Origin of the sequence: Salinivibrio sp. PR6 (assembly GCF_001995955.1) — a bacterium.
GTDB lineage: Bacteria > Pseudomonadota > Gammaproteobacteria > Enterobacterales > Vibrionaceae > Salinivibrio > Salinivibrio siamensis.
Genome location: NZ_MUFA01000003.1, coordinates 210,301 through 224,551 on the forward strand (window position 1 = coordinate 210,301; position 14,251 = coordinate 224,551).

Genomic DNA, 14,251 nt, shown 5'->3' on the forward strand with positions numbered 1-14,251 from the left:
CGAATGGTTTCTAAGTTTGGTTGTTCCCCAAACTTAGAAACTAAACTCAGGTGATTAGCCCCGCTTGATCCCATGCCAATACACAGGCCAATGATGTGGTTCACCGAGGTTATTGATCACCGCCGCAATGGTTACCAGTGCGACACTGCCTGCGAGCACGGGCGTAAACAAATAATCGATGCCTACCACTTGAGTCCCCGCTAGCATGATTACCAATGGATTTGCCCCTGCCGGTGGATGGACGGCACGGCAGGCTTGCATCAGCATAATCGCAAGGCCAACTGCTAGTGCGATCATCCAGCTTTCATTTCCCACGCCATACAGCATCGCCAACCCAACACTGGCGGTCAGTAAGTGACCCACAATCACATTTCTCGGTTGCGCGAGCGGCGACTGAGGCGCTGCAAATAAAATCACACAGGTTGCGCCAAATGGTGCCATCAGCCAGGGTACGCCGGTGGTTTGATTAAGCACTAGCAAGGTGAGAATGCCCAAAAATCCACCCAGCAAGCCTTTCGTTAGTTGAATCCACGTCGGTTTAGGCGGTAACGCACCGCCACCTTTTAATCGTTTCATACTCGTTCCTTATTTAATTACATTCATCAAAAGCGTACCGATCTGTACACATTGCCATGAAGAGTACAGATCGGTACACTTCATAGCAAGCATTTTTTGGAGAGCATGATGAGCAAGCGCGATCACATCTTGGCGGTGGCCGAGTCGTTATTTAACCAGTTTGGTTACACGGCAGTAGGCGTGGACAAAATCCGCGATGAAGCCGCGGTCTCAAAGACTTCGATGTACCGCCACTTTGGCGCTAAAGCGGCTTTAATTGAGGCGGTGCTTCAAGCGCGTCATACAAGGTTCGAGCAAGGATTACAGCAGGCTATTGATGCACATCAGGATAAAGAAACCCAATTGACGGCTTTACTGGATTGGCATCTGGCGTGGTTCAAACAAGACGACTTTAAGGGTTGTATGTTTATGCATGCGATTGGCGAATTTAAGAGTGCCACAGACGGTCAAATTACAGAGATTGCCAAAGCGCATAAGCAAAAGATTCGCAATGTGATTGAAGGGATTGTCGGATCTGAGGAGGTTGACGCTGTTGACACCGTGATGACGTTATTAGAGGGGCTAATCGTACGCGCCGAATTTGGTGAGGTGCCCAGTAGAGCGTCATGTCTTGCGATGTTAAAGCATATCTCGAGTGCATCGCCATCGACATAACGTGACAGTGTCACGTGCTGCGCATGGACGACGCTTCTCCTGTCTTCTAATCTCTAAGAGTGCAAAGATAATCTGAGGTGGCAATGTGACGAGATGGTGGATATTAATGGTTTGCTGGTTGCCGTTGAGTGCGCTGGCAAACACACTGACTGTTGCATACCGCGATCATACGGGCGCGATATCATCCGCGACCAAAACGATCGTCGAGCAGGTTTTTGACGCCGTTGACTCAAACATCGAACTATCTTGGATAGAAATGCCGCTAGCGCGAGCGGAGAATGCACTCGCTAAAGGGATCATTGATATTGACTTTGGTCGCACGCGATTGGTCTACCAAGACACGCCTCAGGTGCTTTATCCCACAGAATCACTGTTCTCCGTTGACTATTATTTGTTTGGGCACACGTATGTGCTTAATCCTGAAGATTATCAACGTGTGGTGGGGGTGATTGGTGATCAATTGGCGCTGATGATTGCGGATAAATATCAGTGGGATATGGTGCCCGTAAGAACTGAAAGGGCTGCGTTAAACATGGTGAATAGTAATCGTGCACAGGCGATGGTGGGCTATGCGGGCATCGCAAGTATGCTCGAAAAAGAGCAACTGACGACCGTACGCATGGCAGACAGTCCTGTCGAATCCATTCCCATTTATTTGGCGATTCATCAGCGGCATCAAGCTCTTATTGAGCCACTGAACGCTAGTATACGCAAAATGAAAAAGAGCGGAGAAATAACCGCTCTACTCGAAAAACACGGCATCCCTCATTGAGATGCATTTTCTATCCGAAGTTTCTGCTCGCGTACTTTACGACGCAATAGCTCCGTATAAATTGGTTGTCCACCAAGCAACTGTGCGACCAAGGTGGCACCGAGGGTGGTGATGATTAACGGCAAAATCAGATAATAGTTGTTGGTCATTTCAATCACCAGCAAAATACCGGTAATCGGCGCGCGCACGGTCGCGGCGAACAGAGCGCCCATGCCCGCAATCGCAAACATACCCGGCTCTATTCCCATATCAGGGTACATATTGGCAACCACTAACCCATACACTGTGCCTAACAAGGTCCCTAGCGCCAGCATGGGCGCAAAAATGCCCCCAGGCGCACCCGAGCTAAAGCAAATCACTGTCAGTAATGTGCGTGCCATAAAGATAAACAGCAGGGCACTGATTGAATAATTGAGGGTGACGAAATCTGGCACTAAATTAATGCCACCATGGGTCAGCTCAGGCGCATAGATAAGTAGCAAGCCAAAAAAGCCGCCTAACGTGGCACCCACTAACCAGATCCGTTTTTGGCTTTTCTGATAAAAGCGTTGGAAAAAATCCTGAAAGCGCATAATCAGAAAATTAAACAGTACGCCAAATACCCCAAAACAGCAGCCCAGAACGAGAAAGAACCACAGCGAAATAAGTGGCGGCGTTTCGTATTGTGGTAATACAATTACCGCCTCTTGGCCATTGATATAGCGAAAGACGATATCGGCCATAATCGCAGCAATGATCACCGCTTTAATTGAAATTAAGGTATAGCGAAATTGTGGTCGCATTTCCTCAACCACAAACATGATAGCCGCCAATGGAGCATTAAAAGCCGCCGCCAGCCCCGCTGCAGCACCGGAGGCGAGCAAGGTTTGGTTACTGTTTCTGTCTTTGATGCGGCAGGTATCGGTGACCATTCGGCCAATATTGGCACCAATTTGCACGCTTGGGCCTTCGCGGCCGAGAATCATGCCAGAGCCTAACGCGCCTAAACCGCCAAAAAACTTCACTGGAATAACTCGCCACCATCGAGAGGGACGGATGCCTTCCATCGCGCCCTCAACCTCTGGGATCCCCGAACCTGCCGCTTCAGGGGCAAAACGATGAACAAGCCAATAGCCGAGTAAGGCGAGCCCCGCGCTAATAAGAAACGCGAGCACACCCAATGGAATCATCGAGTTGATGTTACTGTCTAACCATTCGGTTCTGGACTGAGACAGTGAGTGGATGGCGAGCTCGAAAAGGGTGACTACCACGCCGCCTAAAAAGCCAATGACTACCGCGAGTAAAAGGATAGAAACGGGCGTTTTGTCGCGAGACCATAATTTATCAAAGAAAACACTAGATTTGTAAAAGATGGCTCTCTTCTTGCCTGTTTTACTTACAATTTTCATCTGTGTGAACGCAAAGTGTGAAAAGAAAAGTGACGATGTACGGTGGCACAACTTCCTACGCCAACATCGTGCTGGGAACGTCCTATTCCCTGAGAGAACGCATTTATACTACGCCAATTAATGGAACATGCAAGCGCTCGACAGATACTTCATTGTCCAGTGATAAAGACAAAACCCGCGGGAGTAAGCGATACACTAACGAGGCAGCCGTAAGCGAACATTTTTATACGTTTTATCGGTGTGCACCGTATTGTCAGCCAGCGTACCACCTTCGTCAGCGCCAATAATTGATTTGAATTAGATCACAGTTTGTTGCGCTGAAAATGTCCGCAGCCGCTATATCGGATCGGTAACCGTGGTGTGGCCATGCCAAAGCAGCAAAGGCATGGCCATCGTCATTGGTTTAGCGGGGCGTCATTGGCCTTGAATAGCGGCAAGGCTATCGCCGATCGCTATCAGGCGATCCAAAATACGCTCACCATCGACGCCGATACCGTTGTGTTCGTACTCGTTGGTTATCCACGCTTGGCTGTTGGCAATCTTTGCCAAGGTTTGGCGGGAGTAATCAAACTCAACAAACATGTCATCCACATAGGTGGCACAGGCGAGCGGTACCGTGTTGTGCTTGAGCACCTCGAGATCATAAAGCGCCGGCCAATCGGTTTTTTCCGCCAACAACATCGCGGCCTCTCTGAGTGGTTTGAGCGTGGCAAGTTGATCAAACATCCACGGATAGACCATTTCGCCGGTAAACCGAAACGGCTGATCGGGCTGATAGTGGAACTGCGGGAATTGATCACGCACCCGATGGGCTGACCACTGCGAGGCCTGCTGCTGGCAGTAAATCGATTCATGCAAAATAGCGTAGAAAGGGTTGGTTAAATACCCTTGTTCTGCCTGCATCGCATCAAGGAATGGATAGCTCAGCACACGCTCGCCATTCACCTCAATAAAGGCTCGTTCCAATAAATAATAAAGCGGCAGCCCCGCATGACCGCGGCCGAGATTTAGGCCAATGGTTTGGAACTGCTCCACCGTAAACGGCTGACCGTTTGGCAGCGTCACCGCATTGTTTTGCAAATACTGGGCAATCTCGTGGCAGCGGGCTTGTGCATCGGGGAACTGAGCGAAAAACTGCTGGTTCTTATCTTCCACGCGCTGATAGGTTTTTTGATACACCCTATCGGCATGCCCTTCAATCGGCGGAATACCGCCGGTGACAAACGCGCGCGATAGCGATTGCGGAAAGAAAGATAAATAGGTGAGCGCACAGAACCCACCAAAGCTTTGACCGAGGATCGCCCATTGCTTGATACCTAACGCCTCACGCAAACACTCGGCGTCTTTCACGATGCTATCGGCACGAAAATGGCTCAGATAGTCCGCTTGCTCCGCAGGCGTGAGATGGGCAAGCGTTTGGTGGTTCACCGGCGAGCTTAATCCTGTGCCGCGCTGGTCGAGCAACAACACGCGGTAATCGTCTAAGGCACGTTTTAGCCAACCGGTCGCGCCATTAGGGCGAGGCGATTCCATGCCAGGTCCACCTTGAAAATACACCAGCCAGGGTAACGCTTGTTCATTTTTACGCGTATCGACGATTTCGCGGGCGAAAATCGAGAGATAGGGGCTGTTAGCGTCATTATGATCCAGCGGCACATCAATATGATGACTGCGATAACGGAGATGGCGATCCCACAGATTTTGCATGGTAATTCCTTTACAAACAAAAAGATGACGCGAGATAGATTACCAGAGATGGTGGTGAGCAGCGAGCGCGTTTCATCCAAGCAACCTGCTATGTTTTTGTGACGCTCGTCACCTTTCTATTTACTTAGCCTGCTAACTATTTTATAGTGTCTGCCTGGAATTACTTAGCCTGCTAAGTATTTTTACGATGGAAGGAAAACTCGATGACATCGCCCAATCCCGAACACATGTCTATCGCTGAGCACTTAGGGCGCACGGCGCGATTATGGCGCCGTGTGGCGAATTCAGAGCTTGAGCCTCTGGGGCTGAGCTATCCACGTTGGAGTGCGCTTTGGATGTTGCGCCGATTGGGGGATGGCATCAGCCAAAGTGAATTGGCACAGGCGCTGGAAATTGAACTGGGCTCGCTAATGCGCACGTTGAAGCATTTAGAAGCGCAGGGGCTGATCACACGGCGCTGCTCGCCCGAGGACAAGCGCACCCGTACGGTGCATGTCACCGACAGTGGTAGTGACTTAATGTCACGCATCGAAGCGCGGGTGTTGCGGGTGCGCAAGCATTTGCTCTCTGGTATTGCGGCTGAAGATTTTGACGCTTTGGAGCGGGTGTTGGTCACCATTAATCAAAATGCAATGGACTATACCGCCACCACCGAAGACGACTGCGGCACAGAAGAATAGGTAATAGAGGTAAGAAGTACGAATGACACCAGATGAAAAATTTGCACGTTGGGTAAAAGTGGCCGCCCTCAGTTTTGTTTTGATTTTTGGCTACTTTTTGGCCGCCGATAACTTGATGCCGCTGACGCCTCACGCGATGGTCACGCGCACGGTGACTAAAGTGGCCCCGCAAGTCAGTGGGCCGGTCAGTGCGCTGGCGGTAGAAAACAACCAACGGGTTCACCAAGGCGATATTCTGTTTCGGATTGAAAGTGCGCCTTATCGCATTGCGGTCGACCAAGCCAAACTCGCCCTTGCCCAGGCAAGACAGACTAACGCTCAATTGGATGCTTCACTGATGGCCGCGCGGCAAGACGTCTCAGCATTGGCATCGGTCTTGGCACAAAAAGCGCGTGAAGCAAAACGCTTAAAAGCTTTGTTCGCTAAAAATGGTGTCTCGCAGCAGCAACGTGATGATGCGATCAGTGCGGCTAACACTGCCCGTGCTAAATGGGAAGCCGCGAAAGCGCGCGTCAGTGCCCTTCAAATTCAACGTGGCGGTGACGGTGCCAGCAATATCGCCGAACAAGTGGCATTGAGTAAACTAAAAAAAGCCCAGCTTAACCAATCCTACACCACTGTTAGAGCCAGCCATGATGGGGTGGTAACCAACTTGCAGCTGGATGTAGGGGCTTATGCCAGTGCGGGTAAACCGCTGATGGCCTTGGTGTCTGAACGCGCCGATGTGATTGCCGACTTTCGCGAAAAAAGCGTCCGCGATGTGCACACCGGCACGCCAGTGAATGTCACTTTTGATAGCGAGCCGGGCAAACTTTACGCGGGACACGTGAGCAGTGTCGATGCCGGGGTCAGTGCTGGGCAAATCGATGCCAATGGTCAACTGGCGTCACCGTCTAACTCCAACCGTTGGGTGCGTGATGCGCAGCGAATGCGCCTGCACATTCAGCTCGACGAATGGCCTGGCCACTCGTTGCCAACCGGGGCTCGCGCCACGGTACAGTTAATGCCTGAAAGCGCAGTAACGCAGTGGCTGGCCCGTGCGCAAGTTGGCTTTTTGAGTATGCTGCATTACATCTACTAAGGGGAGCTGACGATGAGGTTATGGCATCACCCCTTAAGTGATAACGATGTGCGCCAGTGCGCGCGCATTGCCACCGGTGCGACGCTCGGATTTGCGGTGTGTAAGTTTTTCGGTTTTAGCTTCGGGGTGTTTTTTACTGTCACGCCGATGTTGTTGCTTGGACTTGTACCCGTGATTAACGGTCGTGCCGCGCGTCAATTGCTCGCCTCCGCGGTGATCAGTGGGATAGAAGTCGGGCTGCTCGGGGGACTGTTTGGCGCACACCCTGGTTTAATGACACCGCTGGTGTTTTTGCTTTTCACCTATAAGTTTGCCTGTATGTCCAAAGGGCGCTTCTTTCTTTTTGGCGCCAACAGTGTGTTAAGCCTGAGCATTATGCTTCACTTTGCCAGCTATCCCGATTTACCGATTAACACCTTAATCTTCGGTAACCTGGGCGCGAATGTGTTATCAGTTGCGGTGGCGTATTTAGTGACCTGGTTAATTCCCGATGTCACGCCGCGTCAGCCGCCCGCCGCACCGGCAGGAGGAAAACAATCGCACCGGATGCGACACGAAGCGCTGATGGGCGCAACCTTGGCCACGGTCTCGTTTTTCATCTTCCAGTTGTTTGACTTGCGCGATTCAATTTCAGCACAAGCCACCACCGTGTTGTTACTGTTCCCTATGCATTGGAACGGATCGCTCAGCTATGCACGAAAGCGGGCGATAGGCACTGTACTGGGTGTCGCTTATGGGATTGGTTGCCAAGTCATTTTATATGATTGGTTTAACGTGCTGATCTTAGTAATCCCGCTGCTATGGATAGGCACCATGCTGTTTGCCAACGCCCACTTAAAGGAGGCCGGTGGCTCAGGTGTGGGGTTTGGTGCGATGGCCACGCTTGGGATCTTATTCGGGCAATACTTAAGCCCGAACCAAGACTTTATGTATGATGCCTTATACAGAGTGAGTAGCAACCTGGTGGCTATCGTGCTCACCTTGATGTTGTGTTTTATGGTGCACAAGCTGCTTAACTGTTTTTCCGCGACCCGGTTTGGTGCCGCGTAAGCGTTTGAACCACCAAAGTTATTCCTCGCTTTAGTCAATCGATAATGGTTATTTTTGCGGTAAACATCCCATCCTAATTTGACTTTTGCGAGGTATCGCTTGTTTCTCCTCCGACCTGTCGCTATGCTCCATGGCAGTTATGATGCACAGATAGGAAGTCAGCGAAGTGAAAAAACTCATCCTGATCGTGGTATGCGCCATGTTTGCCGTTGCGGCGATTGCCAGTATCACCGCAACCACCTTTATCTCGCATGACGAGATAGACAACATTATTCTCAAGCGTTCGCAAGCACAGGCTGAGCTCCTGGCCGATCGTGCTGAATACATTTTAGAAAACTCTTCTACTCCCACCGCCGATTTACAAGACATGGTGTCGGATCTCAAAGGTCGCGACGACATCAGCTATGCGGTAATGATTGATAAAAACATCAAAGCCATTGCCCACAGCGACACCCAAAAGCTGGGCAAGGTGTATAGCGATAACTATACCGTCGCCGGTGCCGGCCAAGGCCAACCGCAGCATTCTCGCTGGTATGCCGATGTGCAAGATGTGTGGGTATACGACATTATGATGCCGGTTTATGTCGATGGCCGCCTGTGGGGCGCGTTTGATGTTGGCATCCCGATTACGGAGGTCGATGCCGCTGCTAATGGTATCGCCATTGCCCAGCTCACCGCGATTGGCTTGATTTTTATTGGTTGTACCCTGGTGCTGGTATGGCTATTAGGCCGTTTATTCGCGCCACTCAAAGGCTTAGAGCATGCGCTGACCGATATCTCCAAAGGCGACGGTGATTTAACGGTGCGCTTGCCGGTGACCGGGAATAACGAGATCACTCGTATCTCAGAGGCGTTTAATACCTTTGTGGAAAAAATCGACCAAATCATTGCCAATGTGGTGGAAACCGGTGAAGAGCTGGGGCGCTCGGCCGAATCGCTGCGTGATAAAGCGGCGCACTCGCTGAAACGTGGTGAGTCGCAAAGCGAACAAGCCTTGCTGGTGGTCACCTCGATGAATGAGATGATCGCTACCATCAATGAGATCTCACAAAGTGCTTCGAATGCCGCGGACTCCGCTTCGTCGGCGAACAATGAAACCGAAGCCGGTAAGCAAACCTTGGCCGAAGCAACCGCGACGATTAACCAGCTCGATACCGAGATGGATAATATGTCGACGGTGATCACCTCACTGGCCGAGCGCACACAATCCATTGTGTCGATTCTGGATGTGATCCGGGGGATTTCTGAGCAAACGAACCTGCTTGCCCTAAACGCAGCCATTGAGGCAGCACGCGCGGGCGAAGCGGGACGTGGCTTTGCGGTGGTGGCTGACGAAGTGCGCAGTTTGGCGACTAAAACCTCGCAATCGACCGAAGAAATTCAATCAACCATCGATCAGCTTCAGCAAGAGGCGAAAAACGCGGTTGATGCCATGGATACCAGCAAAGCGCTGACCACTGAGGGCAACCGTGCCACCGAGCAAGCACTGACCGCACTCGAAAGCATTGCCACGCAAGTTAGCACCATCTTGGACATGAACACCCATGTGGCGACGGCGACGGAAGAGCAATCGAGCGTGGCGAATGAAATCAACGTCAATATGGATACGGTAAACCAAGCGGCGCAAGCAGGGCTGGATGATAGCCACAGCCTTGAGGCGAGCAGCCAAGATTTGGCCGGTTTAGCGCGTACCTTGGATCACCATGTCGGCGCATTTAAAATCTCGGCAATTAAACCTGCCGAGAGCGCATTGCGGGCGGCGCGCGACTAATTGAGCGTTTACCCCGAGCAACCTCTATCGCCAGCCTTGTGCTGGCGATTTTTTGCCAGCTCGCGCATCACACTGAAATCGAACCAGGCAGTTAAATGCCTGTTCGTAGCTGCTGGGCGGGTAAGTGCTCGGCCAGAAATGCTAACCAAGCTGAGACCTTGGGCTGTAACTGCCGCCCGCTCGGATACAGCGCCCAAATGCCTTCATCTTCTACCCGATAATCGGTTAACACTTCCTCCAACTCGCCGCTTGCCAACGCGGATTGCACGTAATAATGCGGCAGTTGAGCCAATCCTAATCCATGCTTGGCGGCATTGAGCAATGCCACGCCTGAATTGCAGCGCAATCGGCCTGATACCGTTAACGTGCGCACTTTGCCGCCGCTTTGGTAGTGCCAATGCTCGTTCGATCCCACTAAGCAGCTGTGATGACTGAGCGCACTGGGCGACTCGGGGCGGCCATTTAAGGCCAAATAGTCCGGGCTGGCGCAGATGGTTAATTGCCGCGACCCGAGTCGCTTGGCTTTCAGGCTTGAATCGGGCAAGTGGCCAATGCGGATCGCCACATCGGTGCCGGTATCTGTCATATCCACTCGCCGATTAGTCAGATGTAAATCCACCGCCACTTGCGGATACGTCACCATAAATGGCGCGAGCAGCGGGGCGATATATTGCTCACCAAAGTTAACCGGTGCGGTGACGCGAATAGGCCCAGCAGGTAACGACTGAGCTTGAGTAATGGTTTGTTCGGCATCCACTAACGCGGCCATCAGCGGTCGGCAGCGCTGATAGTAGAGTTCGCCCTCATCGGTTAACGACACCTTCCGCGTAGTACGATGAAACAGCTTCACCCCTAAATACGCCTCGAGCGCAGCCACCCGACGACTCACTGACACCACCGTCGTGTCGAGTTTATTGGCCGCTTGCGTGAAGCTGCCATGCTCGGCGACCGATAAAAATTCGTTAAGTCCTTCCCAGTGGGGCGCCATTGCTGTCTATCCTGTTTCTATACACACATATACATTATTTCGTGAGTGAAATAATAATTTTCAAATTTGCGGGATTATAACTAAATCTAACTTGGTTAGCATAGTCAGGTATGCAATTAACAAGAACAGAAAGGAACCTCCAATGGCACTAACCATCCAGCCAGGACAAACACATATCAAATCCAAAGCCGCGGTCGCCTGGGGACCCGGTCAACCACTGAAAATGGAAGAGGTCGATGTTGAACTGCCCAAGCCGGGTGAAGTGTTGGTCAGAATCGTCGCCACCGGCGTGTGCCATACCGATGCGTTCACCTTATCGGGCGACGATCCTGAAGGCGTCTTCCCCTCGATTCTCGGCCACGAAGGCGGCGGGATTGTCGAAATGGTTGGCGAGGGCGTCACCAGCGTGGACGTGGGCGACCATGTGATCCCGCTTTACACCGCGGAATGTGGTGAGTGTAAATTCTGTCAATCTGGCAAGACCAACCTGTGTGGCGCGGTACGTGAAACCCAAGGCAAAGGCTTGATGCCTGACGGCACGTCGCGCTTTTCTATCAACGGCGAGACCATTTTCCACTACATGGGCTGCTCGACCTTCTCGGAATACACCGTATTGCCTGAGATCTCATTGGCGAAAGTGAGCAAAGCCGCACCGCTAGAAGAAGTTTGCTTGCTCGGCTGTGGCGTGACCACCGGCATGGGCGCGGTGATGAATACCGCCAAAGTAGAAAAAGGCGACACGGTGGCGATTTTTGGTTTGGGTGGCATTGGCCTGTCAGCCATCATCGGCGCACGTATGGCCGGCGCGAGCCGTATCATTGGCATTGATATTAATGAAAGTAAATTCACCCTGGCCAAGCAACTGGGTGCCACTGATGTGATTAATCCGCAAGACCACGACAAACCTATCCAGCAAGTAATTGTGGAGATGACCGACGGCGGCGTCGATTACTCGTTCGAATGTATCGGCAATGTCGATGTGATGCGTCAAGCGCTGGAATGCTGCCACAAAGGCTGGGGCGAGTCAGTGATCATTGGTGTTGCCGGCGCAGGCCAAGAGATCTCGACCCGTCCGTTCCAGCTAGTGACAGGGCGCGTCTGGAAAGGCTCGGCATTTGGTGGCGTTAAAGGCCGCTCCGAGCTGCCCGGTATTGTCGAGCGTTACCTCGATGGTGAGTTTGGCTTGCAAGAATTTATCAGTTACACCATGGGCCTTGATGACGTGAACCGCGCCTTTGAACTGATGCACGAAGGCAAAAGCATTCGCAGCGTGATCCACATGGACCAATAATAGGACGGCCGCCGTGGCAACGCGGCGGTAAAATAACCATGCAACTAGAAAAAATAAGCGAAAACAAAGTCGCAGGCGGTTGGCACCAACGTTGGCAGCATGACTCTAAAGCCACCAACGGCAAAATGACCTTTGCGATCTTTCTGCCAGAGAAAGCGAAAGAACAACCTGTGCCGGTGCTTTTTTGGCTCTCGGGCCTGACCTGCACTGACGAAAACTTTATGCAAAAGGCCGGCGCGTTTAAACAAGCCGCCACCTTGGGTATGGCGATTGTAGCGCCGGACACCAGTCCGCGCGGCGAGGGTGTGGCGGACGCCAATCAATACGATCTCGGCCAAGGGGCGGGGTTTTATGTCAATGCCACCCAAGCGCCATGGCAGTCGCACTACCAGATGTACGACTACGTCGCCAACGAACTGCCGGAGCTGATTGAATCGCACTTTGCGGTCAATAACCAGCGCGCGATTGCCGGACACAGCATGGGCGGCCACGGCGCGTTAGTGATTGGCTTGCGTAATCCATCACGCTACAGCAGCATTTCAGCGTTCAGCCCGATTTGTCATCCTACCGAGTGCCCGTGGGGCAAACAGGCCTTTAGCGCCTATTTAGGTGATGACGAACAAACTTGGCAGGCTTATGATGCCACCGTGTTGCTCGCCCAAGGCCCCACCGCCATGCCGATGCTGGTGGACCAAGGCGACAAAGACGGCTTTTTGGCCGAGCAGCTTAACCCGCAAGCCCTGAAACAAGCGGCAGAGAAACACAACTCCCCGCTCACCTTGCGCATGCAACCCGGCTACGACCACAGCTACTTTTTCATCAGTACCTTTATTGATGAACACCTCGCCTTCCACGCCACCCGCTTTGCGCGGTAAGGCACAGAAAAAACGTCGAGACCCAAGCGGCCCCCCAGGCCGCTTTTTTTGTACCCATTTCACAAAACATGGCTTGGCTAACACTTTGGACAATAGCGCACGAAAAGCAAAACAACGCTTGATACACTAATCCGTAAAATAGCCAATAAATGGCGTGTTAGGTGCCGACAACTGATCGGCGGTAGCGTGGTAAATGCATGGTTACAGCTTATCGGCTAGATACAGCAAATAGCGTGCACGTTTATCCGTGACAGATTCATACTATCCCAGAATGGATGATTAAAAGAGTCTATAAGTCATGAGGTTACAGCTTGATACTTGGGGAAAGTGTGAATGCCTGAGTTGAGATAGGCGGCATGCACATTTTCACGGAAGAGCAGTATCCACTAGAGGTAAGAAATTCTAATAATAACAGTCTATTAGGTAGAAAAGAGTGCGTATAACGGTTTTGGGAAATCGTGCGTGCGCACTAATACAATGTTATATTTTTTTTAGGTACAGTCTGAATTGGAAAGTTACATGTGGTTTATAGAAACATTTATTTATCCTTTAGTTGGTGGTGCGACTGGCGCTATTCTTGTAGCTAAATTTTTGGCTAAGCAGCTTATTGAACAGCGATTTAGAAAGGATATGGCTAATTACCAAGCCACGCTTACTGAGAAGACTGAGAGCTTGAAAAACTCTTTATCAATATTTGCTCACGAGCGTAATATTCAAAACTCAAGAGTTGATGCACAGACTGCAAAGGCTATACAGACAGTCTACAGTGCGTTGTCTGTACTTCTGAAAAATGCGAGAGAGTTTGCTAATGGAAAACCTTACCCAGTTTCAGCTTTAGAAGAACACGAAGGCGTTGATAGTCAAGACGCGAGGGATTTTCGCTTTTATAAAGAGAAAGCTGAACTGACAAGTAATGCAGCTAGGCAGCTAGAATCAATTCTTCTAGACAATGCAATTTTCATAGAATCTAGTGTTTATGAAAAAATAGAGAATTTGAGCAATAGGTTTTATGAATTATCGGAAAGTTACGTTCAAATCATAATCGAAGAAGAGTGCAGTAGAGATGAAGTTGAAGAAATTCTAGACGAGCTAAAAGATATGCGTACTGAATTGAAAAACTATTACAACGGTGAGTTAACGAAACTTGTTGATGATATTGTTAAAGTGTTTAGGGATAAGCTCGGAATAGAAAAAATATAACAAACGCTTTAAGACGGATTCTGGACTTGATCCGTTTTACTGGACACGCATCGACGACCTGAGGAGGTCAGTATGCCAGCCTATAAAACGGGTAAAAAGACAGCGCAATATTCACTAGACTTCAAGCTGAAAGCGGTTGAATGGAGCTATGAAACGCATCGAACAGTGAAGTCGGTTGCAGAGGCGCTTGATATCCATCCATTCATGCTATCGAAATG

General features: G+C 50.9%; 14 protein-coding genes. 10 read left to right on the forward strand and 4 right to left on the reverse strand.

Features of this window, described 5'->3' with window-relative positions; genetic code table 11:
- Nucleotides 1-54: 54 nt before the first annotated feature.
- Nucleotides 55-576, reverse strand: coding sequence for an HPP family protein (locus tag BZG72_RS03595; RefSeq protein WP_077666107.1), 522 nt, complete (start codon nucleotides 574-576; stop codon nucleotides 55-57).
- Between the two features lie 108 nt (nucleotides 577-684).
- Between BZG72_RS03595 and BZG72_RS03600 the strand changes: the two genes are divergently transcribed.
- Together BZG72_RS03600 and BZG72_RS03605 are read left to right on the forward strand one after the other, a co-directional pair.
- A complete protein-coding gene (locus tag BZG72_RS03600) occupies nucleotides 685-1,230 on the forward strand; it encodes a TetR/AcrR family transcriptional regulator (RefSeq protein ID WP_077666108.1) in 546 nt (181 codons plus the stop codon).
- Nucleotides 1,231-1,336: 106 nt separating this feature from the next.
- Nucleotides 1,337-2,002 (forward strand): substrate-binding periplasmic protein, encoded by a 666-nt coding sequence (locus BZG72_RS03605; protein ID WP_077666109.1) that lies wholly within the window; start codon nucleotides 1,337-1,339, stop codon nucleotides 2,000-2,002.
- On the opposite strand, the gene clcA is transcribed toward BZG72_RS03605, so the two are convergent.
- Complete coding sequence (gene clcA, locus BZG72_RS03610; protein ID WP_077578407.1) at nucleotides 1,996-3,390, reverse strand: H(+)/Cl(-) exchange transporter ClcA; 1,395 nt, start codon at nucleotides 3,388-3,390, stop codon at nucleotides 1,996-1,998. The two genes, BZG72_RS03605 and clcA, sit on opposite strands and share 7 nt — an antisense overlap.
- Nucleotides 3,391-3,804: 414 nt before the next feature.
- Nucleotides 3,805-5,097 carry an alpha/beta fold hydrolase gene (locus BZG72_RS03615; RefSeq protein WP_077666110.1) on the reverse strand — a complete coding sequence of 431 codons (1,293 nt, stop codon included), beginning with the start codon at nucleotides 5,095-5,097 and terminating at the stop codon, nucleotides 3,805-3,807.
- Nucleotides 5,098-5,300: 203 nt separating this feature from the next.
- Between BZG72_RS03615 and BZG72_RS03620 the strand changes: the two genes are divergently transcribed.
- The 4 genes from BZG72_RS03620 to BZG72_RS03635 all read left to right on the forward strand — a co-directional run bounded on the left by BZG72_RS03620 (nucleotide 5,301) and on the right by BZG72_RS03635 (nucleotide 9,679).
- A complete protein-coding gene (locus tag BZG72_RS03620; protein WP_046075728.1) occupies nucleotides 5,301-5,777 on the forward strand; it encodes a MarR family winged helix-turn-helix transcriptional regulator in 477 nt (158 codons plus the stop codon).
- Nucleotides 5,778-5,799: 22 nt separating this feature from the next.
- A complete protein-coding gene (locus BZG72_RS03625) occupies nucleotides 5,800-6,858 on the forward strand; it encodes an HlyD family secretion protein (protein ID WP_077666111.1) in 1,059 nt (352 codons plus the stop codon).
- 12 nt (nucleotides 6,859-6,870) lie between these two features.
- Nucleotides 6,871-7,908 (forward strand): DUF2955 domain-containing protein, encoded by a 1,038-nt coding sequence (locus BZG72_RS03630; protein WP_046076038.1) that lies wholly within the window; start codon nucleotides 6,871-6,873, stop codon nucleotides 7,906-7,908.
- Between the two features lie 166 nt (nucleotides 7,909-8,074).
- Nucleotides 8,075-9,679, forward strand: a complete 1,605-nt coding sequence (locus BZG72_RS03635) for a methyl-accepting chemotaxis protein (RefSeq protein WP_077666112.1) — start codon at nucleotides 8,075-8,077, stop codon at nucleotides 9,677-9,679.
- A 91-nt stretch (nucleotides 9,680-9,770) separates the two neighbouring features.
- Here BZG72_RS03635 and BZG72_RS03640 read toward each other — a convergent pair whose 3' ends face one another.
- Nucleotides 9,771-10,667, reverse strand: coding sequence for a LysR family transcriptional regulator (locus BZG72_RS03640; protein ID WP_077666113.1), 897 nt, complete (start codon nucleotides 10,665-10,667; stop codon nucleotides 9,771-9,773).
- Nucleotides 10,668-10,809: 142 nt separating this feature from the next.
- Between BZG72_RS03640 and BZG72_RS03645 the strand changes: the two genes are divergently transcribed.
- The 4 genes from BZG72_RS03645 to BZG72_RS03660 form a co-directional block, all read left to right on the forward strand.
- A complete protein-coding gene (locus tag BZG72_RS03645) occupies nucleotides 10,810-11,958 on the forward strand; it encodes an S-(hydroxymethyl)glutathione dehydrogenase/class III alcohol dehydrogenase (protein ID WP_077666114.1) in 1,149 nt (382 codons plus the stop codon).
- 38 nt (nucleotides 11,959-11,996) lie between these two features.
- Nucleotides 11,997-12,833, forward strand: a complete 837-nt coding sequence (fghA, locus tag BZG72_RS03650) for an S-formylglutathione hydrolase (RefSeq protein ID WP_077666115.1) — start codon at nucleotides 11,997-11,999, stop codon at nucleotides 12,831-12,833.
- Nucleotides 12,834-13,352: 519 nt separating this feature from the next.
- Entirely contained in the window at nucleotides 13,353-14,033 is a 681-nt protein-coding gene (locus BZG72_RS03655) for a hypothetical protein (protein ID WP_077666116.1), read from the forward strand.
- A gap of 72 nt (nucleotides 14,034-14,105) precedes the next feature.
- Nucleotides 14,106-14,251, forward strand: a 146-nt coding sequence (locus tag BZG72_RS03660) for a transposase (RefSeq protein ID WP_158009986.1), incomplete at its 3' end; no start/stop codon positions are given.